The sequence below is a fragment of the Paraburkholderia sp. EG286A genome (assembly GCF_040965375.1).
GTDB lineage: Bacteria > Pseudomonadota > Gammaproteobacteria > Burkholderiales > Burkholderiaceae > Paraburkholderia.
The window spans coordinates 818490-839252 of record NZ_JBFRCB010000001.1 but is presented as its reverse complement, the minus strand read 5'-3'; the positions used below and the strand labels follow the sequence as shown (position 1 = coordinate 839252).

The 20763-nt window shown below is 65.7% G+C and carries 15 protein-coding genes; 4 read left to right on the top strand and 11 right to left on the bottom strand.

Annotated features, from left to right (window positions below):
* Positions 1-13: 13 nt before the first annotated feature.
* On the bottom strand, positions 14-2185 hold the full coding sequence (locus tag AB4Y35_RS03770) for a hypothetical protein (RefSeq protein WP_368703844.1): 2172 nt from the start codon (positions 2183-2185) through the stop codon (positions 14-16).
* 410 nt (positions 2186-2595) lie between these two features.
* Here AB4Y35_RS03770 and AB4Y35_RS03765 point away from each other — a divergent pair, with 410 nt between their 5' ends.
* Genes AB4Y35_RS03765 through AB4Y35_RS03755 form a run of 3 tightly spaced genes read left to right on the top strand, consistent with a single transcriptional unit; the run spans position 2596 to position 5714 of the window.
* A complete protein-coding gene (locus tag AB4Y35_RS03765) occupies positions 2596-3690 on the top strand; it encodes an acyltransferase family protein (protein WP_368688248.1) in 1095 nt (364 codons plus the stop codon).
* A 37-nt stretch (positions 3691-3727) separates the two neighbouring features.
* Positions 3728-4771, top strand: coding sequence for a GDP-mannose 4,6-dehydratase (gmd, locus tag AB4Y35_RS03760; RefSeq protein ID WP_368703368.1), 1044 nt, complete (start codon positions 3728-3730; stop codon positions 4769-4771).
* A complete protein-coding gene (locus AB4Y35_RS03755) occupies positions 4758-5714 on the top strand; it encodes a GDP-mannose 4,6-dehydratase (RefSeq protein WP_368703367.1) in 957 nt (318 codons plus the stop codon). The genes gmd and AB4Y35_RS03755 overlap by 14 nt, the downstream gene beginning before the upstream one ends.
* Before the next feature lie 80 nt (positions 5715-5794).
* On the opposite strand, the gene AB4Y35_RS03750 is transcribed toward AB4Y35_RS03755, so the two are convergent.
* The 10 genes from AB4Y35_RS03750 to AB4Y35_RS03705 form a co-directional block, all read right to left on the bottom strand.
* Positions 5795-6952, bottom strand: coding sequence for a glycosyltransferase family 4 protein (locus tag AB4Y35_RS03750; RefSeq protein WP_368688246.1), 1158 nt, complete (start codon positions 6950-6952; stop codon positions 5795-5797).
* A gap of 31 nt (positions 6953-6983) precedes the next feature.
* Complete coding sequence (locus tag AB4Y35_RS03745; RefSeq protein ID WP_368703366.1) at positions 6984-8204, bottom strand: glycosyltransferase family 4 protein; 1221 nt, start codon at positions 8202-8204, stop codon at positions 6984-6986.
* Positions 8201-9682, bottom strand: coding sequence for a glucose-6-phosphate isomerase (locus tag AB4Y35_RS03740; RefSeq protein WP_368703365.1), 1482 nt, complete (start codon positions 9680-9682; stop codon positions 8201-8203). The genes AB4Y35_RS03745 and AB4Y35_RS03740 overlap by 4 nt, the downstream gene beginning before the upstream one ends.
* Positions 9683-9684: 2 nt before the next feature.
* On the bottom strand, positions 9685-10830 hold the full coding sequence (locus AB4Y35_RS03735) for a glycosyltransferase (protein ID WP_368703364.1): 1146 nt from the start codon (positions 10828-10830) through the stop codon (positions 9685-9687).
* Between the two features lie 34 nt (positions 10831-10864).
* Entirely contained in the window at positions 10865-11791 is a 927-nt protein-coding gene (locus AB4Y35_RS03730; protein ID WP_368700088.1) for a glycosyltransferase family 2 protein, read from the bottom strand.
* A 40-nt stretch (positions 11792-11831) separates the two neighbouring features.
* Positions 11832-14078, bottom strand: coding sequence for a polysaccharide biosynthesis tyrosine autokinase (locus AB4Y35_RS03725; protein WP_368703843.1), 2247 nt, complete (start codon positions 14076-14078; stop codon positions 11832-11834).
* A 60-nt stretch (positions 14079-14138) separates the two neighbouring features.
* Entirely contained in the window at positions 14139-15314 is a 1176-nt protein-coding gene (locus tag AB4Y35_RS03720; RefSeq protein ID WP_368688241.1) for a polysaccharide biosynthesis/export family protein, read from the bottom strand.
* Entirely contained in the window at positions 15311-15760 is a 450-nt protein-coding gene (locus AB4Y35_RS03715) for a low molecular weight phosphotyrosine protein phosphatase (protein ID WP_368688240.1), read from the bottom strand. Before AB4Y35_RS03715 ends, AB4Y35_RS03720 begins: the two co-directional genes overlap by 4 nt.
* A 53-nt stretch (positions 15761-15813) precedes the next feature.
* Complete coding sequence (locus AB4Y35_RS03710) at positions 15814-17229, bottom strand: UDP-glucose/GDP-mannose dehydrogenase family protein (protein ID WP_069266050.1); 1416 nt, start codon at positions 17227-17229, stop codon at positions 15814-15816.
* A gap of 77 nt (positions 17230-17306) precedes the next feature.
* A complete protein-coding gene (locus AB4Y35_RS03705) occupies positions 17307-18686 on the bottom strand; it encodes an undecaprenyl-phosphate glucose phosphotransferase (protein ID WP_368693164.1) in 1380 nt (459 codons plus the stop codon).
* Positions 18687-19184: 498 nt separating this feature from the next.
* On the opposite strand from AB4Y35_RS03705, the gene AB4Y35_RS03700 reads away from it, so the two are divergent.
* A complete protein-coding gene (locus AB4Y35_RS03700; RefSeq protein WP_368703363.1) occupies positions 19185-20705 on the top strand; it encodes a mannose-1-phosphate guanylyltransferase/mannose-6-phosphate isomerase in 1521 nt (506 codons plus the stop codon).
* The last annotated feature ends 58 nt before the right edge of the window (positions 20706-20763 follow it).

Sequence of the window (20763 nt, the reverse complement as noted above, 5' to 3'; positions counted from 1 at the left end):
GGCCCGTAGCGGGTCAGGCCGGTTTCCAGCGGTACATGAGCACCTTGCCGCGCGCGTCTTCCTCGACGAACACGAGGTATTCGCCGTTCGCTTCGCGATGCGCGGTGATGCCGAACGGCACGTCGACCCAGCCCGAGGTGTTGCCCACTTCCGCGCCGGGGCCGAAGGTGCCGATCTCCTTCGCGCTGTCCTTGTCGTACACGTGGACGTTGCCCGCGGGCTCGACCACGAACACGTACTGGCCTTCCACCGTGAGCCCCGCGGGCGTGACCGGCGGTTTCGCCTTCGGGTCCCACGGCAGGCGCAGCATGTAGTGCTGCTCGGGGTGCCCGCTCGACCACTTGTCGTAGCGCACCAGCACGCGCCCCGCTTCCTTCCAGAAGCCGGGCTCGTGGGGCGCATCGGCCGTGTAGCCCGTCACGTAGAGCGTGTCGGTCTGCGGCTCGTAGATCGCGCGATGCACTTCGGTGAACGGCGCGGGTACGGCGTACTTGTCGAGCTTGTCGTACGAGTAGATCGGGTTGCCCTTCGCGTCGAGCCCACCAAAGCGGAAGCGCCAGATGCCCTTGTCGTCGCGCGCGCGCCAGATGTCGCCGCGCGTGTCGATCCACCAGCCCCAGCCGCCCGCCAGATGGTCGCGGCCCGGATTGCGCGTGAATTCGTCGGCGTCGAAGGCGCCATTGCCGTTCGCGTCGCGCCAGATCCAGTCGCCGCCGGGCGGCGGCGCGTTCGGCACGTTCTGCACCCCGCGGCCGCGGCCCGCGATGAAGCCCGACGGGATCGCGGTCTCGCCGTCGCGCTGCGCGTCGAAGCGGTAGATCTTCAGGTGGTCCGCGTACATGTCGGTGAGGAACAGGAACGTGTGCCCGTTCAATACGCGCGCGGTCGGCAGGCCCGGCCACTGGTCGGTGTGAAAGACCGGATCGTCGGGATAGCGGAACCGATTGGACAGGAATCCGACATATTTCCAGTCCTGCCCCGGCGGCTTCGACAAGTCGAGTTCGAAGCGCTTGTTGCCCGTATAGACGCTGCTGGGGCGCTGCGGGTCCACCCACGCGCCATCCACGAACAGCAGCCCTTCCAGGTTCCACAAGCGCTTGCCGGCAGGCGTATAGGCCTCCAGCGTTGCGCCAAGACCCGCGCCGATGTTGTCTTCGTGCTGCGGTCCAACGCCGTTGGTCGAAACGTAGATGTTCCCGCGCGCGTCGGTGCCGACGCCCGTGAGTCCGTTGAAACGGCCCGGACCCGGCCGGCCCGCGACGCCCGAGAAAATGCCGCCGCGCTCGCCGAGCGTGGCGCTCTGCGTCCACGTCTTGCCGTTGCGCGTGAAGATGAGGATCTGCTGGCGCGGCCCGTTATCGGCGATCAGCAGGCGTTGCTGCGGATCGAACGCGAGATCCACCGGCACCGAATCGTCGGGCAGCGCGAGCGTGTCGTCGAGGCGCTTGCCGTCCGCCGAGTAATGCTCGACGCGCGCGTGAGCGCCGCCCTTGCCCGCTTCGGCGCCCGTCAGCACCCACACCGACCCGTCGGCCGCGAGCGCGATGCGGCCCGGCGCCTGCACGTCCCATTGCCCCTTGCGCTGCATCGAGCTCGCGTCGTACACCTCGATGCGGTTCATCGGCGTGTTGCTCACATAGAGCGTCGAATCCGTCGCGGCGAGTCCGCCGATATCGGCATGCGTGCCGGTGGGCACCTCGTTGATCTTCAGGAACGACGCGGAAAGCTGCGCATGCGGATTGAGCGGATCGGGCGAAGCCTGAAACGCGGCGGCGCGTTTGGGCTCGTCGAGCGGCCGGCGCGTGATGCCGTACCACTGGCTGCCCTTCGCAGGCCAGATGCCGCTGCCGACCAGATGACCCTTCTCGTTGCCCACGCCAACCGCCGCATACAGATAGCGATGATTCACGGCCACGGCGTTGCCGCCTGCGCCGCCCCAGCCATGCGTGCCGCCGGCGAAGCCGAGCGGCTTGCCGTCCTGGTACGCGCTGATCTCGGCGCCGCTCTCGTCCCACGGCGCGTTGGTGAACACCTTGCCTTCGGGCGTGACGGCGATGGCCGTCACGTTGATCTGCATCCACGTGCCCTGGCCGTTGCCAAAGCTATTGCCGATCCACGAGGTCGTCACATTGAGTTGCGGCGCGGCGATGGTCTGAACCGACGACGTGCAGATAAACGTGCACATCGCGGCCAGTGCCAACGTCCTGCGCAAGCGGCGATCGGGATTCGATAACGGCAAGGCAAATTCCTCCGGTCTGATGACGGCAATCTGCCAGGATCATGCCGTACAAACCCGGTGAAAAATCGCCTCCAAAAAAGGGAAAATAATTCAAAAAAATTCAGTATTTATGACCCATTTCTGAGTCATCCGGAAATAAATTCCCAAACACCGATACCACGCCGGAAAGCCCGTGCGACGCCGTGTCCGGCGGGTCCAACCCGATTTCCATTCGGCAATGCGCATTTCATATCGCGCAAATTCCGGCATTTAAATTTAAAAATCCGGAATCAATATATTTCGGCTTTTTGAACATTTAATTCTTTCTAGAATGAACCGCGAAGCAATCGCGCATGCATGAACCCACCGGAGAATCGATGACCGTTAGCCGCCCCGTCAGTCAACAAGGCCCCGCCGGCCATTCCCACCGCATCGTCCAGCTGGACGGTCTGCGTGCCTTCGCCGTGCTCGCCGTGTTCGCGCAGCACGCATTGCGCGCGCCGCTGTGGATGGGCGTCGACCTGTTCTTCGTGCTGAGCGGCTTTCTCATCACCGGCATCCTGCTCGAGCGCAAGGCGCGCGGGCAATCGTATTTCAGCTACTTCTATGCGCGCCGGGTGCGCCGCATCCTGCCGCCCTACCTGCTGCTGCTCATCGTTTCGTCGCTGCTGTTCGGCTTCGGCTGGGCGCACTACTGGCCGTGGTACGCATTCTTCGCCACCAATATCGGCGACGCACTCGGCCAGAGCGGGCACGACAGCCTCAACATCCTCTGGTCGCTTGCCGTCGAAGAGCAGTTCTACATCGTGTGGCCCTTCGTCGTGCTGCTCCTGCCGCAACGGCTCATGGCCGTGGTGGCCGCCGCGCTCATCTTTGTCGTGCCGGTGCTGCGCGCCGTCGCGACGCCGTGGTTCGACTCGTACTGGCCGATCTACTACCTCACGCCGTTCCGCATGGACCTGCTGGCCGCCGGCGCGCTGCTCGCCGTGCTCGTGCGCCGCGACCGCAATGCGCTCGAGCCCTTCAAGTGGCCCGCCGCCGTGCTTTTCTTCGCGGCGCTCGGCGTGCTGGCCTGGCTGCATCTGCACTACCCGCGCTTTCGAGGCATGAACACGCCGCTCTCGAACGCCATGCTCTATAGCGTTTCGCTCGTGCTCTGCACCTCCATCGTCGTGTTCGCGCTGCAGTCGAAAGGCATCGTGCGGCGCCTGCTGTCCAACCCGGTGCTCGTGTATGTCGGCACGATCAGCTACACGATCTACCTCATTCACCTCACGATTCTCTATGCCGTGTGGCCGCTCCATTACGGCCGCATCAAGAGCGCCGCGATCGCGCTCGTTCTCACGCTCGCTTATGCAAGCGCGAGCTGGTTCCTCTTCGAGCGCCGCCTCACACGCGGCCCGCGCCGCCGCTCAGCGGCTGAGCCGGTCGACCTCACCGCACGCGTGAGCCAGTCGAGCCCGCAATCGTAATTCCTGAATCCCGTTCGACACTTCAAAGGCACATCACATGAACGAACGTCGCAAAGCGATCATCACCGGTGTTTCCGGCCAGGACGGCGCCTACCTCACGCGCCTTCTGCTCGACAAGGGCTACAACGTCACCGGCACGTATCGCCGCACCAGCTCCGTCAACTTCTGGCGCATGAACGAGCTGGGGATCCTCGACCATCCGTCGCTCGATCTCGTCGAACACGACCTCACGGACGCGGGCTCGACCCTGCGCCTCGTCGAACGCGCCCAGGCGCAGGAGGTCTACAACCTCGCCGCCCAGAGCTTCGTGGGCGTGTCGTTCGATCAGCCCGCCACGACCGCCGAAGTCACCGGCATCGGCGTGCTGAACATGCTCGAAGCGATTCGCGTCGTGAATCCGAAGACGCGCTTCTATCAGGCTTCGACCTCCGAAATGTTCGGCAAGGTCCAGGCGATCCCGCAATGCGAGGACACGCCGTTCTATCCGCGCAGCCCCTATGGCGTGGCCAAGCTGTTCGCGCACTGGTCCACCATCAACTACCGCGAGTCCTACGACATCTTCGCGACGAGCGGCATTCTCTTCAACCACGAGTCGCCGCTGCGCGGGCGCGAGTTCGTCACGCGCAAGATCACCGACAGCGTCGCCAAGATCAAGCTTGGCAAGCTGAACATGCTCGAACTCGGCAACCTCGACGCCAAGCGCGACTGGGGCTACGCCTCCGAATACGTCGAAGGCATGTGGCGCATGCTGCAGGCCGACGAGCCCGACACCTACGTGCTCGCCACCGGCCGCACCGAAACCGTGCGCGACTTCGTGAAGATGGCCTTCGCCGCCGCCGGCTTCCAGCTCGAATGGTCGGGCAAGGGCGAGCGCGAAACCGGCATCTGCGTCGCCACGGGCCGCACGCTCGTGCGCGTGAGCCCGCGCTACTACCGCCCCGCCGAAGTCGATCTGCTGATCGGCGACGCGACCAAGGCGCAGGAAAAGCTCGGCTGGAAACCGCAGACTTCGCTCGAGCAGCTCTGCCAGATGATGGTAGCGGCCGACCTTGCGCGCAACGAACGCCATGACACATTCTGATCCCGCTAGCCGTCCGCGCGCGCTCATCACGGGCATTGGCGGCTTTACGGGCCGCTATATGGCCGCCCGCCTCGCGGCGGACGGCTACCGCGTGTGGGGCACCGTGCGGACGGGCGAATCGCTGGACGCGGAAGCCTTCCCGTTCGGCGCCACCGCCATCGAAGCGGACTTGCTCGACCGCGCCGCGATCGCCCATGCGCTCGAATCCGTGCAGCCCGACGTGGTCGTGCATCTCGCCGCAGTGGCCCACGTGGCCGACAGCGACGTGGCGCGCACCTACGTCGTGAACGTCGTCGGCACGCGCAATCTGCTCGAGGCGCTCGCGCAGCAGAAGCACGTGCCGCGCGCCGTCTTGCTGGCCAGCAGCGCGAACGTCTACGGCAACGCCACCAACGGCGTGATCGACGAGCATGTCGAGCCCCAGCCCGCCAACGACTATGCAGTCAGCAAGCTCGCGATGGAATACGTCGCGAGGCGCTTCCAGGCGCACTTGCCGATCATCATCGCGCGCCCGTTCAACTACACGGGCGTGGGCCAGTCGCCGGACTTCCTGATTCCGAAGATCGTCGATCACTACGCACGCGGCGACAAGCAGATTTCGCTTGGCAACCTCCACGTGGCGCGCGACTTCTCGGATGTGCGCGACGTGGTGAACGCCTATGCGCGGCTCGTCGAAGTCGCGCCGCGCGGCGCCATCGTCAACGTCTGCTCGGGCACCGGCCAGACGCTCGGCGCGCTGCTCGACATGCTGGCGCGCATCGCCGGCTACGAGATCGAAGTACACGTCGATCCGCGTTTCGTGCGCGCCAACGAGGTGCGTCAGCTGATCGGGTCGAACGCGAAGCTGCGTGCCATCGTCGGCGACAGCTCGCGCAAGCACCTCGAAGAAACCTTGCGCTGGATGTACGAAGAAGCGCGCGAACGCGTGCCCGAAACGCAGTAGCGCCCTGCTCGCTTGCTCTGTTCTACAAATAAACCGCCGCTCTCCCGAGCGGCGGTTTTCTTTGGGTCGATCGACCCGCTTCAGTGCGCGGCGATCGCTTCCGCGTAGACACCGGCCACGCGCTTCGCGATCACGGCGTTATCGAAGTGCTCGCGCGCGTACGCCTTGCATGCCTCTTCATCCGGCAGCTTGATGCGGCCCGAGAGCGCGCCGTCGATGCCGTCGGCGATCGCGTTCGCGCCCGTGCTCGGCAGCACGAGGTCTTGTGACAGACCCGCCACCGCCTCGGGCAGACCGCCTACGGGCGTCACCAGAACCGGCGTACCCGCGGAAAGCGACTCCACCGTGATCAGGCCGAAGCCCTCCAGCGCGACCGTCGGCACCACGCTCAGCGTGGCCGCGCGATAGAGCGCAGGCAGGTGCGCGTCGGGCACGAAGCCGAGCAGCTTCACGTTGTCGGCCAGCCCGGCTTCGTCGATACGCTGCTGAAGTTCGGACTCCAGACGGCCTCGACCCGCGATCAGCAGGAGGACGTCCGGGTGGCGCTGCTTCACCATCTTGATCGCGTCGATGAGATCTTCGAGGCCCATGCGGCGCACCAGGCGGCGCACCGCGAGGATGATCGGACGGCCTTGCGGCAACTGGAGCTTCAGGCGCGCTTCCGCCGCCGTGCAGGCCGGGTCGAAATGCGCCGTATCCACGCAGCCCGGCACGATGCGCACGCGCTCGGGCGAAATGCCGTAGCGGCGCGTGAGAATGTCGCCGAACGCCTTCGAGAGCACGATGAGCCGCGAGGAGCGCTCATACACCGACTGCTCCAGCGAGTGCTTGATGCGCTGGCTCAGCGTGGCCGCGCCTTCCACGAAGCTTTCGTCGGCCCACGGCCCCTGGAAGTGCGAAACCTGCGGAATGCCGCGCGTGACGTCGAGCCCGGGGAAGGTGTAGAGCGCGAAGTGCGAGGAAATCACGTCGGGACGGTGGCGGCGAATCTCGCTGCGCAGCGCCCGGCGCGCGTCCATCAGGCGAAACGGCAGCGAGCGCGAAGCGGAGCCGAAGCCGTGAATCGCGCCGCCGCTGTCCTGGGCCACCTTGGGCGAGCCGGCCACGACGCCGCGCACGCGCACGCCCGCGCCGGGCAGCGCGCCGACGAGCGAGTAGTACATGCGGTCGAGACCGCCTGCGCGCTCGGGAAACCAGTGCATGCCGATCTGCAGCGATTGAATGGATTGTGTGGTCATCGCGTGTCCTTATTCTGCATGTATGCGGTTATCAGGGGGTTTCTGCGCGCTGGAGCGATTGACCGCCCGGCAGCGTCGCAGCAGCGAACGCGGGTTCTTCGCGGCGTACGGCCTCGCTCGCGTCGCCGGCCAGTTGCCGGTAGAGCGCGATGTACTGCGCCGCCATGCGCGCCCAGCCGAACTGCGTGGCCAGTTCCGCCGCGGCCTCGCCCATCGCGAGGCGGCGCGGCGTGTCGGCGGCGAGCGTCTTCACCGCGTTGGCGAGCGCCGGCACGTCGTCGGGGTGTTCGAGCACGATGCCGCAATCGCGCGTGATGATTTCCGCGCCGCCGGCCGTGCGCGCGGTGACGACGGGCAGGCCCGCCGCCATCGCTTCGAGCAGCGAAAGGCTCATTGCTTCGTAGCGCGAAGGAAACACGTAGGTATCGACGGAACGCATGAGCGTGGGCATCTCGCGCACGAGGCCGAGAAAATGCACCCGCTTCTCGATGCCCAGCTCGCGCGCGAGATCGGGATACGGGCTGCCCGGCAGGTAGCCCGCCACGGCCAGATGCACGTGTTCGGGCATCTGCTTCATGGCGTGCAGCACCGTGCCGAGGTTCTTGCGCGGCGTGCGCAGATCGCCCACGAACAGCAGCAGGAACGCTTCGGCGGGCAGCGAGAACTTCGCGCGGTCCGCGCTCGCGGCCGAGAAGCCGCGCGTGTCCACGCCGTTGTAGATCACGTCCAGGCGCTCGACAGGGTTGCCGCCCGACGCGCGAATTTCATCGGCGACCTTGCGCGAAACCGCCGCGATCACGCGCGAGCGCCGGTACGCCCAGCGCTCCAGCACCGCATTGGCGCGCGTGTAGACGAACTGGTAAGCGGACCACACGCCGCGCGTGAGCCCGAACGGGTAATACTTGCTGCGCGCCCAGCCGCCGTGCACGAAGTGCGCGGTGTTGACGTCGGCGTGCGCCCAGGTGATGAAGCCGTTCACATGGAGCACGTCGTAGGCGCGCCGGTTGCGGCGCAGCCACAGCGCGCTCTTCACCGCGAATACCTGCTGGCGCAGCAGGTTGGTGGGCCACGCGCGCGAAGGCTGCACATTGACCCATTTCACCTTGGGGTGGGCGAGCAACTCGGGCGCGACATGCGAGGCGACCAGCGTCACCTCGAACCCCTCGTCGAGCGCGGCGCGCGCGATTTCATGATTGACGCGGCCCTGGCCGTCATTGTGGCGCACGACATGCGTGACGATTGCGACTCTCAATCGGAGACCTCCGTGGTAAGGGCCTGGCGTTGCAGCTTCGCCCAGTGCCCCGCGCTGAGAATGGAAAACACGCTCGAAAAGAGCAGCAGGCCGCCGGTGCCCACGAGCGAGTTGGTGAAAACGAGCATGGCGAAGATCGATACCGCGAGGCTCAGGCACGCGCACACGTAGCGGTCCTCGGGAAAACGCATCGACACGCGCACCGCGCGCACGAGCAGCCACAGCACGCCCGACATGTAGAGCAGCGTGCCGGGCCAGCCCAGCACGAACGGAATGTTCATCACGCCGCTGTCGAAGCTGCCGTACTGGCCGAGCTGGCCGTTATTGCTGGAGAGCTTGGTCGATGCGCCGGTGGCGCCGAGGCCCTCGCCCGTCACGTCGGTGAAGGCCTTCTTCGCGAAGTCGGCATAGAACTGGTTACGCGCCTCGTAGCTCTGGTCGTCCTTCAGGTTCACGAGCGTATTCAGACGCTGCTGCATGCGGTCCGCCACGGGACCGAAGGTGAGCAGCGGCACGCACACGCCCGCCAGCACGATCGCGCTGACGATGATGCGAATGCGCACCTTGTTGCTCGACTTCATCAGCTGGATCACCATGGCGATCGCCCAGCCGCCCCAGGTGGAGCGCACCAGCGAGAGCGCGAACGAGAAGAAGCCGAACGCCGCCGCGACCCAGCGCACCCGATGCTTCGCGGCCATCACGAACACCATCGCGCCCATCATCGCGAACGCGAACGGACCCGACGAGTTCATCGTGCTGAACACACGCACACCGAGCGGCACGGGGTCGCCCTGCGAGTTCATGTCGGAGCCGATCATCCACATCGCATCCCACGGCGGCATGATGAAGAACTGCACGAGACCATACGCGCCCATCACGAGCATGCCGTAGATGAAGGTGTTGATGATGGTCTTGCTGCACTCGGGATACTGGCGCGTGAGCACCATGATGTGAAAGCCGATCAGGAACGGATAGATCCAGTTGGCAAGGTCATAGACGGCCGCGGCGGGGCCGCTCCCCACCACGCCCACCACGAACCCATAGCCGATGCCGAGCAGCGCGAGCAGGAGCGGCAGACCGCGCCGCTGCCCGAGGATCGGGTAGTAGCGCAGCAGCGAAATGCCGCTGATCATCGTGACGGCGAGCGGCGCGACCTGAATGAGGCTGGTCGGCGTGAAGCCGCCCTTGCCGTAGTCGGCGAGGCGCCGCACTTCGGGGCTCAGGAACCACAGCCACCACATGAAGCCGATATAGCGCACCGGGTTCACGAAGTAGAGCCAGAATCCCACCGCGATCGACAGCACGGGAAACGCCAGCGTCAGCACGGTGCCCTGGTGCGCGCCGATCAGCAGCGCCGTTAATAGCCACAACGCGAACGGCGGCAGCGTATCGCGGCTGAACAGGCCGCGCAGGCCGCCGCGGCGGCGGGCCGGCTGGCTCGCCGGCGCGGGTGCGGGGATAGCGGTCGTGACGTCCATGATCACATCCCGCGCGCAGCGACGCCCCGGCCTTGGGGTTCGCTCGCGATCGACTCGCCGTTGCGCGCGTCGCGCTCGTGCAGCATCTCGCGCGTGAGCTGCGCGTGCTGCCGTGCGAAGTGCTGCGTCGTGAGATCGCGCGTGCGCAGCTGCTCGCAGGCTTCGCGCGCCTGGGCGAGCGCACGCGCCGGGTCGGCCGCCAGCGCATTCGCCGCGTCGCGCAGCTGCTGGGCGTTGAACGGCTCGACATACGAGGCGGCGTTGTCGTCGAAGTAGTCTTCGAGCGCGCCGACCTTCGTCGCGATCATCGGCTTGCCGAGCGCCGCGGCTTCCAGCATCACCGTGATGCCCGAAGCGTGCGTGTTGGGTCGCAGCGGCACGACGATGATGTCCGCCCAGTCATACAGCGCATGCTGTTGCTTGATGCCGGACACGCGCACGATTTCGACGTTGTCCGCGCGCGCCGAGGCCGGCATGCGCCGGCGCGTGGCGATGCGCACCTGGTAGCGCGGATCGTTGCCGAGCGCGCTGACGAGCGTGGTCCAGTCGCGGTCGCGGTCGTTGCCGATCGCGGCCACGCGCACCGGCGTATGCGGCGTCCACTGCGCAGGCGGGCGCAGCGGAAAGTCGCTGGTATTGAGCCCATAGAGCACGTGGCGCGCCTCGCGGCCGAAATATTCGCCGCACAGCGCGGCGTTCTCGCTCGCGAGCGTGGTGAGCAGATCGGCGCGTTTGAGCAGCCGCTGGTAGATCGCGCGGCGCAGCGCGCCGTAGCCCGGCCAGCGGTCGAGCAGCCACACGCTTTGTGCGAGCAGCAGCGGGCGCGCGCCGCCCTTCTTCGCGTTCATCAGCAGCACCAGCGCCACGGCCAGATGCTCCTGCTCGGTGTGCGTCCAGATGACGTCGGATTGCAGAATGGCGCGGCGATTACGCCACGCATGAATGAAGTCGAAACCGGCCGCGGCCTTCAGCGCGCGCCGCATGAAGCGCATGGGCGTGCTCTCGCTCGCGTCCTGCGCGTAGTTGAGGGCGAATTCCGCAGATTCCGCGTGATGGTAGCCGTACAGGCTGCCGATGTTCTCGCCTTTGCGATAGCGGCGCGGATCGGCGCCATAGAAAAGGTGGACGTGGACTTGCGTACCGCTCATTCGGGGTCCTCCCTGTAGTCGTTGGCCGCGCCGCTCAAACGAGCGCGCGGCGCGCCTCTCGTGCGCCGCCGCGCACCGCGCGCCAGCGTGCGAACGCCGCGCCCGCGGAATCGCCGCGCACGGCGCTCAGGCCCGTATGCACGAGGCCCGGATACACGCGCGTGCCGACCAGCGCGTACCACCACCAAGCGGTTTCGCGGCGCAGCGGCGTGAGATGGCCGAGCAGGATCAGATGCAGGTTGTAGGCGGCGTTGCGGATCGAGGCGAGCGTCTGCGCGTTGCGCGGGTCTTCGCCCGGGCGCGGCGCGGGGTAATGGTCGACGGCCACCAGCGGGTCGTAGACGAGCTTCCAGCCCGAGCGCTTCACGCTCATGCTGAACGCCATGTCGTTGTGCGTTTGCGCGCCGGTGCCGCGCAGGCGGCGGTCGAAGCGCAGGTCGCCGATCGCCGCGCGCCGGTAGCTCATGTTCGCGCCCTTGAGCAGATCGACTTCGCGCGCGCCGCCCGCGCCCAGATGATGGTTGCCGATGATGCGGCCCGAGCGCTGCAGCTTGCCCACCAGCGTGCGCTCGCCGTCGATCATGCGGCCGCCTTCGTGCACCCAGTCGCGGCCGCCCAGCGCGCCGAGCTTCGGGTCGGCCTCGAAGGCCGCCCCGATGCGCGCGACCCAGTCGGCGCGCGGCGCGGCGTCGTCGTCGGTAATGGCGATCACGTCGCCCGTCGCGGCCTCGATGCCGCGATTGAGCGCCGCCACCTGCCCCGGTTCCTCGACGATGGCCACCGCCACGTTGAGCACGCGGGGCGTGACGTGTTCGGCGAGGCACGCGTGCGTCGCCTCGTCGTCGGCGCGCGCCACCACCACGATCTCGTCGGGCGCGCGCTGCTGGCGCAGCAGCGCCGAAAGACAGCGCGACAGATCGTCAGGACGCCGATAGGTCGGCACGAGCACGGTCACTTTCATCGCGAGTTCTCCTTTGCTGTGCTTGATGGAGGCGTTTGCGTCATGCGCTCAGGTACTCGCGCACGTTCGCGTAGCCATAGGCGTAGTTGCCGCGCGTGTTCGCCGGCACGCCGTTGAACACCCCGCCCTGCACCCGCACGCCGGCGTTGCGCAGTCGCTTGAGCGCCTCGGCGATTTCGCCTTCGGTGTGCATGCCCGAACGCAGCACGAGGAACGTCGAGCCCGCATGGCCGCCGATGATGGCGGCGTCGGTCACGGCAAGCACCGGCGGCGTGTCGATGAGCAGCACGTCGTAGCGGTTCGACAGGCCTTCGAGGTACTGGCCCAGACGCGGCGACATCAGCAGCTCGGAAGGATTGGGCGGACGGCGGCCGCACGACATGAAGTGCAGGTTGTCCACTTCGGTCGCGCGAATTGCCTCGTCCAGCGAAATCTGCCCCGAGAGCAGCTCGGAGAAGCCGTTTTCCTGGGGGCCGCCCAGATGACGCTCGAGCGCGCCGCGGCGCATGTCGCCGTCGATCATCAGCACGCGCTTGCCCGAATGCGCGAGCAGCACGGCGAGGTTCGCGGTCAGGAAGCTCTTGCCCACGCCCGGCACCGAACCCGTCAGCATGACTACGCGATTGCGCGCGTCCATCACGCTGAACTGCAGCGAGGTGCGCAGGCTACGCAGGCTTTCGACCGTGAGGTCCTTGGGGCGCGAGTTCGCGAGCACTTCACGCAGACGCGTGCCGCCGCGCACCGGGGCGCGCTTTTCGAGCGCCAGCTGCTCCGGCGAAAGCGGCACGAGACCGTACACCGGCAGCTGGAACGAGCGCTCGATCTGATCCGGATCGACGATGCCCTTGAACATGTTGCGGCGCATGAGCACGAAGCCCGTGCCGAGAATGACGCCGAGCAGCGACGCCGCCGAGACGATCAGCAGCTTCTTGGGCTTCGACGGCTTGCCGGGGCGCAGGGCCGGATCGACGATATGCACGTTGCCGCCGGTGCCCACGCGCTGCACCGAAAGCTCCTGGATGCGGTTGAGCAGCAGCACGTAGATGTCCTCGGCCACCTTCGCGTCGCGCTGCAACTGCACGGCCTTCACTTCCGTGGCCGGCAGGTCGCGGAACTTCGTGTCGTACTTCGCGCGCTCGCCCTGCAGTTGCGCGAGCTGCTGGCGCGCCGCGATCAGCACCGGGTGCTGGTCGCCAAAGCGCTGCTGGAGCGAGGCGATCTGCAGTTGCAGCGCCGAGATCTGCTGCTCGTACTGCACGCTGCCGTCGAGATAGATCTTCGCTTCGTCGCTCGCGTTGATCGAGCCCGACTTGCTCTGGTAAGCCGTGAGCGCCGCTTCGGCGTTCTCGAGGTCCGACTTCAGGCGCGGCTGTTCGCTGCGCAGGAAGTCGAGCATCTTGCTCGCGTCGGCCTGCTTGGTCGCCACGTGCTCGCGCAGGTACGACTGCGCCACCGCGTTCGCGATCGCGGCCGCGTGCTCGGGGTCGTTGTCTTCGAGCGAGATGTCGATCACGCCCGTTTGCTTGCCCTGCTCCTGAACCTGGATCGCGTTCTGGAAGCCGCTGATCGCATCGAGGTCGTTCAGGCGCACGACATTGAAGCGGGTGCCCGGACGCGCAACGAGCTTGTTGACGAGCAGCTTGACACCGCCGCCCTGCTCGACCTGGCCGACCGTGCCTTCGAGCAGGCGCGCGCCGTCCGGCGTCGAAATCACGTAGCGATCGTTGTCGAGGGCGGTCAGCGACAGCTTCTTGCCTTCGAGCTCGGGCGTGACCTCGATCGAGTCGATGTTGATGACTTCGCCGCCCCACGCAAAGTTGCCGAGCCAGTTGCTCAACCCGAACCACGGGCGCGAGGGCGTGCCCGGTGTCGCGAGACGCGCGGACAGGCTGCCGATCAACGGCAGCATGACCGGCGTGACGGTGGTGTTCAGCTTGAACTGCTTCACCACCGGTTCGACCACGCTGCGGCTCTTGATCATCTGGATCTCGGCGTCGGTGGGCAGGCTGCCCGTCGACGATCCCGAGCTGATGTTCGCGCCGGTTTGCGTTTGCGTGAGGGCCTGCGACGTGTAGTCGGAAGGCTCCACGCGAACCTGGGTGTCGGCCGTATAGACCGGCTTGGCGATGAAGCAGTAGAACACGGCCATGGCGATCACCGCCGCCGCGATCGCGATGAGCCAGCCGATGTCGTCGATGATGACGCGCAGCAACTGGCCGAGGACGACGTCCTCTTCCTCGGTGCGGGCCGCCGGGGCCGCCTGGCTATTGGCTTGTATGGTCACGATTCAATCCCGTTGTTTAGGTGTTGCTCCTGCATCCTCTTTCGAAGCGTTTCGATCACGCTGTTACTTCGCGATCTGCTTCAGATAGAAGACGGTCTGGATGGTCGGCAGCACCTGCTGCAACACACGGTTGAAGGTCGTCGAAGCGGCCGTGCCCACGTACACCACATCCAGCGGCTTGAGCTGGAACTGCGACGAAAGCATGATCGCGTCGGGCTTGGTCATGTCGAGACGGTAGATCTCGGGCTGCGTCGGGTTGTCCTTCATGCCGCGCATCACGAAGATCTGGCGCGGGTTCGCGTCGGTATCGAGAATGCCGCCCGCCTGGGTGAGCGCGTCGGCGATCGTGAGGTCGCCGCGAATCAGGTTCGTCTGCAGCGGCGTCTTCACTTCGCCCATCACGAAAATTCTGCTATCCGAACGATCCGGAATATTGATGACGTCGCCGTCCTGCAGCAGCACGTTCTGAGTCGAATCGCCGCCGTCGAGCATGCGGTTCGCATCGAGGATGTACAGCTTGCCGTGGCGCGTGAGGCGCACGCGGTTGATGTCGGCGTTGTCGGTCGTGCCGCCCGAGCGCGTGATGGCGTCCACCAGCGTGAGCGGCACGTCGCTCATCGAGAGCGGGCCCGGCGTCTTCACGTCGCCCGTGATCTGCACCTTCTGGCTGCGGTACGCGAGCACGCGCACGTCCACCTGCGGGTTCTTCACGTAGGGGCCGAGGCCGGACGCGAGCTGGTCGCGGATCTGGCCGGGCGTCTTGCCCGCGGCCATGATGCGGCCCACGAACGGGAAGAAGATCGTGCCGTCCTTGGCCACGGTCTGTCCGTACGGGTCGGCCTGGCCCGGCAGCGCGTTGGTATAGGGCTGCGTGAGCGCCTGACCCACCGTCTGCGTCGTGTTGCCGCCCGTGGAGAACGTCGAGCCCTGCGGCGTCGACAGCTCGGGGTGATCGAACACGGTCACGCCGAGAATGTCCTGCGGCGCGATGTGATAGGTGTAGTCGGCAGCGCTCGAGAACTTCGAGGGCGGCAGCGGCGCCTTCGGCTGGGCTGCGGCCGCTTGCGCCTGCTGCAGCACGACTTGCTGCGTGATGAGCGTCACGTTGAATTGCTGCTGCGGCTGGTTGTTCGGCTGTTCTTTCAGGCTCGACGTGTCGAGATAATTGCCGGGCGCCGTCGCGCACGCGGAAACGAAGACGCTCAACGCGACCACAGCCGTCAGTTTCAGTTTTGTCATTGGCATATTCGGCTCAACCATCCCTTAACCATACGATCCATCAATTCAAGACTCTGGCGATACGCGGACTCATGGAGCCCATGAGGATCGCTGACATCAGAGTTCTCCCAATTACCGAGCGCGTACACCTTGCCGCGCGCGGTGGGTTCAATGCGCTCGACCGCGGCGACCTGGCGGCGCTCGGTCACGAGCACGAGGTCTGCGGAGCGCACGAGGCGGCTGGTGAGGCGGCGCGACTGATGCTCGCCCACCTTCATGCCGCGCTCGGCAAGGAGCCACTGCATCACGGGGTCCATGTCGTCCCCATCGCGCGCACGCAGGCCCGCCGATTGAAACGATTCCGGCCGTGAACCTGTCTGTTCGCTCAGACGCTCGCGAAAAAGCTGTTCCGCCGCCGGCGAGCGGCAGACGTTGGCGTGGCAGACGATGAGCACGTTCTTGATCATGATCGCGTGACTCCCTTCCTTTACATGACGCTATGCGCGAAGCCCGGCAACGCTCAGGCCACTGCCTGCGTTGCGGCGGTTTCGGCGCGTGCGCGGCTTGCCTGGGTCGCGCTGGCGCGGCCCACGGCGTGGTACTCGATGCCGAGTTCCTGCAGTGCCGACGGCTCGTACAGATTGCGGCCGTCGAACACGATCGGCATCTTCAGCTGCGACTTGAGCGTTTCGAAGTCGGGCGCCTTGAAGACCTTCCATTCGGTGGCGACCACCACGGCATCGGCTTCGCTTGCGGCTTCCATCGCGTCGTTCACGAACGACAGCCGCGCCTGATGTTCCGGCGCGTGCGCGAGATCGAGCGCGAGTACGCGCTGCGCCTCGGCGGTCGCGACCGGGTCGTAAGCCTTGACCGTGGCGCCGCGCGCGAGCAGTTCGGCGATGAGCGTGCGGCTCGGCGCCTCGCGCATGTCGTCGGTGTTCGGCTTGAACGCGAGCCCCCAGACGCCGAACGTGCGGCCCGTGAGGTCGGAGCCGAAGCGCGTAACGATCTTCTGTGCGAGCACCTGCTTCTGCGCTTCATTGACGGACTCCACGGCGCGCAGGATCTGCAGCGGCTCGCCGAAATCCTCGGCAGTGCGCATGAGCGCCTTCACATCTTTCGGGAAGCACGAGCCGCCGTAGCCGCAGCCCGCATAGAGAAAGTCGTAGCCGATGCGCGGGTCCGAGCCCACGCCGCGGCGCACGGCCTCGATATCGGCGCCCACGCGGTCGGCGAGATTCGCGAGTTCGTTCATGAACGAAATGCGCGTGGCGAGCATGGCGTTGGCCGCGTACTTGGTGAATTCGGCCGAATGCACGTCCATGTAGAGCGTGCGCTCGTGATTGCGGTTGAACGGCGCATAGAGCCGCTTCATGACCTCTTTCGCACGCTCGCCGGGCACGTCGTCGTTGCAGCCGAGCACGATGCGGTCGGGCCGCGCGAAGTCCTCGACTGCCGCGCCTTCCTTGAGGAACTCGGGGTTCGAGACCACCGAGAACATGTGGCTCTCGCCGCGCTTGCGCAGTTCGGAGGCGATCGCGTCGTGCACGAGCGCGGCCGTGCCGACCGGCACCGTGGACTTGTCCACCACCACCTTGAAACCGGTCATGTGGCGGCCGATGTTGCGCGCGGCCGCCAGCACGTATTGCAGGTCGGCGGAGCCGTCTTCGTCGGGCGGCGTGCCCACGGCGATGAACTGCACGTCGCCGTGCGCGACCGCCGCTTCCACGTCGGTCGAGAACTTCAGCCGGCGCGCGCGCACGTTGCGCTCGATGATTTCCTTCAGGCCCGGCTCGTGAATCGGCACGATGCCCTGATTGAGCAGGTCGATCTTGCGTTCGTCGACGTCGAGGCAAAACACGTCGTTGCCAATGTCGGCAAGACAGGCGCCCGTCACGAGACCCACATAACCGCTGCCAATGATCGTCAGATTCATGCCCACCTCAAAAGTGATTGATTCTTCATGTCACGCGAAACGTTGCGCACACCTGCATCGCGCGCACTCGCTTCGCCTCAATATGCGTTCTGGCCTGCGAAGCCCTTCCACATGGTCATCGCCACGATGCGCAGGTCGAGCGCGAAGCTCCAGTGCTGCATGTAGTGCAGATCGAAGCGCACGCGGTCGCGCATCTTTTCCACGCGATCGGTTTCGCCGCGAAAGCCGTTGACCTGCGCCCAGCCCGTGATGCCCGGCTTGATGCGATAGCGCGCCATGTAGCCGCGCACGAGGTCCTTGTAGATGTCGTCGTGGGCCAGCGCGTGCGGGCGCGGACCCACCACCGACATCTCGCCCTTGAGCACGTTGATGAACTGCGGCAGCTCGTCGAGGCTCGTGCGGCGCAGGAACGCGCCCACGCGCGTCACGCGCGGATCGTTGCGGCGCGCCTGGGTGATCTGCCCCGCGACTTCCGCATGGACCTTCATCGAGCGGAACTTGTAGATTTCGAATTCATTGCCATCGAGCCCCTTGCGGCGCTGCTTGAAGAACACCGGACCCTTCGACGTGAGCTTCACGGCGAGCGAAATGACCGCCAGCAGCGGCGCCAGCGCGACCAGCACGCCGCCCGCGAACACGATGTCGAACAAGCGCTTGGGCAGCACGCGCAGATCCGTGACCGGCGAGGCCGCCAGATTGATGGCCGGCACGCCGAGCAGATCGACCACGGGCTGGCTGAAGAACGACAGGCTGCGCACGTCCGGAATGAAGCGGATGTTCACGAAGTCGTTGCGCAAGGCCGTGACGATGCGATGGATCGTGCGCTCCTTGGTGATCGGCAAGGCGAGCCACAGCTCGCGGACCTCGTTCTTGCGCACGAATTCGAGCATCGCCTGGAGGTTGCGCTCCACGGGCACGCCGTCGATTGCCGCGTCGCCGTCCGCGTCGCTGTCCTCGTCGAACACGAGCGCCGGGTGAAAGCCCGCTTCCGGGTGAAAACGCATGTGCTCGATCAGGAAGCGCCCGTAGCGCGGGCCGCCCACCACCGCCACGGCCTTCTGGTTGTAGCCCTCGCGGCGAATGCCCCGCAGCACCATGTGCACGAGCGCCTTCGAGACGATCAGCAGGGCCACCGAGGCGACGACCCAGTACGCGAGCCACAGGCGCGAGAGCGAATCGGCGCGGTGCAGGCTGAAGCTCAGCAGGATGCCCGTGCCCTCCACGGCGAGCCAGGCGGCACACACGCGCGCAAAGAGGACGTAGAGCGACTTGCCGCGCCACGACTTGTAGATCCCGAACGCCGGGAACATCCAGATCGCGAGCACGCAGTTGAACGCGAGCGCCACGCTCTCCGCGTCGGTGAGCGGCACGAACTGGCCACGGTGCAAGGCGGCCGCGAGCAGCGCTCCAGCGGCAATGGCGGCAACGTCGAAAATTCTGGCTAGAACGCTGAGCATGTCCGGCACCTCGGGTTTAAAAAATGAAACGCGGCCACGCACTGCAAATCATGGCCGGTCGCTTCAAAAGTTTCTGGGACTGCGTCGCCGCGAAAAACGTCTGGCGTCGCGAATTCTGATCCGAATAAACCCTAATAAGGCGCGATAAAAATTCCGGCCGCAAGCCTCAAAAGTATCTCCAATTGTTTCGCCCCTTTCGGGTCAATTTTTCGCGACTTTTGTCGGCAAAGATTGCCGAAGCTCACACCCACACTGGCTCAAAACCCCGGCCATTCCGGCAGATTTTTCCTGCCTGGACGCCTGATTTTGGGTTCCGACAAGAAATTGCGGCGGCCGGCAGCGGAATTTTTATTGAATTTTTTATCGGAATTTCGCTGTGACGGAAGCGTGATTTAAATTTAATTCGAATATTTTCCGTTTTCTTCTTTACGACTCGATTTATGACGATTTTAAGCATGCTACAAATCGCATCACCGATACCTTTTTCAGGAGAGCGAGATGACGGATACGGGTTCCGCTACGGCATCGGCAAACGCGTCGCAGACGCGTGCCGAAACGCGCAGTGCATTGCAGGTATGCCCTGTGGTGCTTGCGGGCGGCGCGGGCTCGCGGCTGTGGCCACTGTCGCGCGAGCAATATCCGAAGCAGATGATCAACCTCGTTGGCGAGCAGTCGCTGCTGGCCAACACCGCGGGCCGCCTCGATGCGCTCGCCGAGCGCGTGACGCTCGCAGAGGAGTTGCTGATCGTCTGCAATGAAGAACATCGTTTCACCACCGCCGACCAGGTTCGCGCGGCGGGCAAGCAGGCGCGTCTGATTCTCGAGCCAGTGGGCCGCGATACGGCGCCCGCGCTCACGATCGCCGCGATGTCGGTGGTCGCGAAGCAGGAAGACGGCATTCTCGTGGTGATGCCGGCCGACCACGCGCTTGCCGACCTCGAAGCGTTCCAGAACACCGTGGCCGAAGGCGTGCGGCACGCGGCGAACGGCCAGATCGTGACGATGGGCATCGTGCCCACGCATCCCGAAGTGGGCTATGGCTACATTCACGTGGGCGAGCCGCTCGCGAACGCCGAACCCAACGGTGCACGCCGTCTGAACGGTTTCGTCGAGAAGCCCTATTTCGAGCTGGCGCAGCAGTACGTCGCTTCGCAGCGCTACTGGTGGAACAGCGGCATTTTCATCGTGCGCGCATCGACCTGGCTCAAGGCGATTCGCCACTTCCATCCGGCCATCTACGCCGCCTGCGCGGAATCGATCGAGCACGGCAAGGCAGACGGCGACTTCTTCCGCGTAGATAGCGAAGCGTTCGCACGTTCGCCTTCGAACTCGATCGACTACGCCGTGATGGAACCGCTCGCCGGCGACCCGACGATCGCAAGCGGCGTGGTCGTGCCGCTCACGGCCGGCTGGACCGACCTCGGTTCATGGGACACCGTCTGGCAGGTTTCGCCCAAAGACGACGAAGGCAACGTCGCGCACGGCCGCGTGATGTTCGAAGGCGCCAGCGATACCTTCGCGCATTCGGACGGCCGGCTCGTGGCCTGCCTCGGCACCAAGGACCTCGTGGTCGTGGAGACCCCGGACGCCCTGCTCGTCGCCGACCGCTCGCGCGCCCAGGACGTCAAGAAGATCGTGCAGCGCCTGAAGCAGGAACGCCGCACCGAAGCCGTGGCGCACCGCCTCGTGCATCGCCCGTGGGGTCACTACGACAGCGTGGACAGCGGCGAGCGCTTCCAGGTCAAGCGGATCGTGGTCGAACCGGGCGCACGCCTCTCGCTGCAGATGCATCACCATCGCGCCGAGCATTGGGTCGTCGTCCGCGGCACCGCGCTCGTCACGCGTGGGGAAGAACGCTTCATCGTTTCGGAAAACGAGTCGGCGTACATCCCGCTCGGCGTGTCGCATCGACTGGAAAATCCCGGCAAGATGCCGCTCGAGATCATCGAGGTGCAGTCGGGCTCGTATCTCGGTGAAGACGATATCGTGCGTCTCGACGATCAGTACGGCAGGCAGTGAAGCAAGCAGGAGAGGCAATGCAGGAAGGCCGCGCGCGCAATGCGCGCGGCCTTGCAGG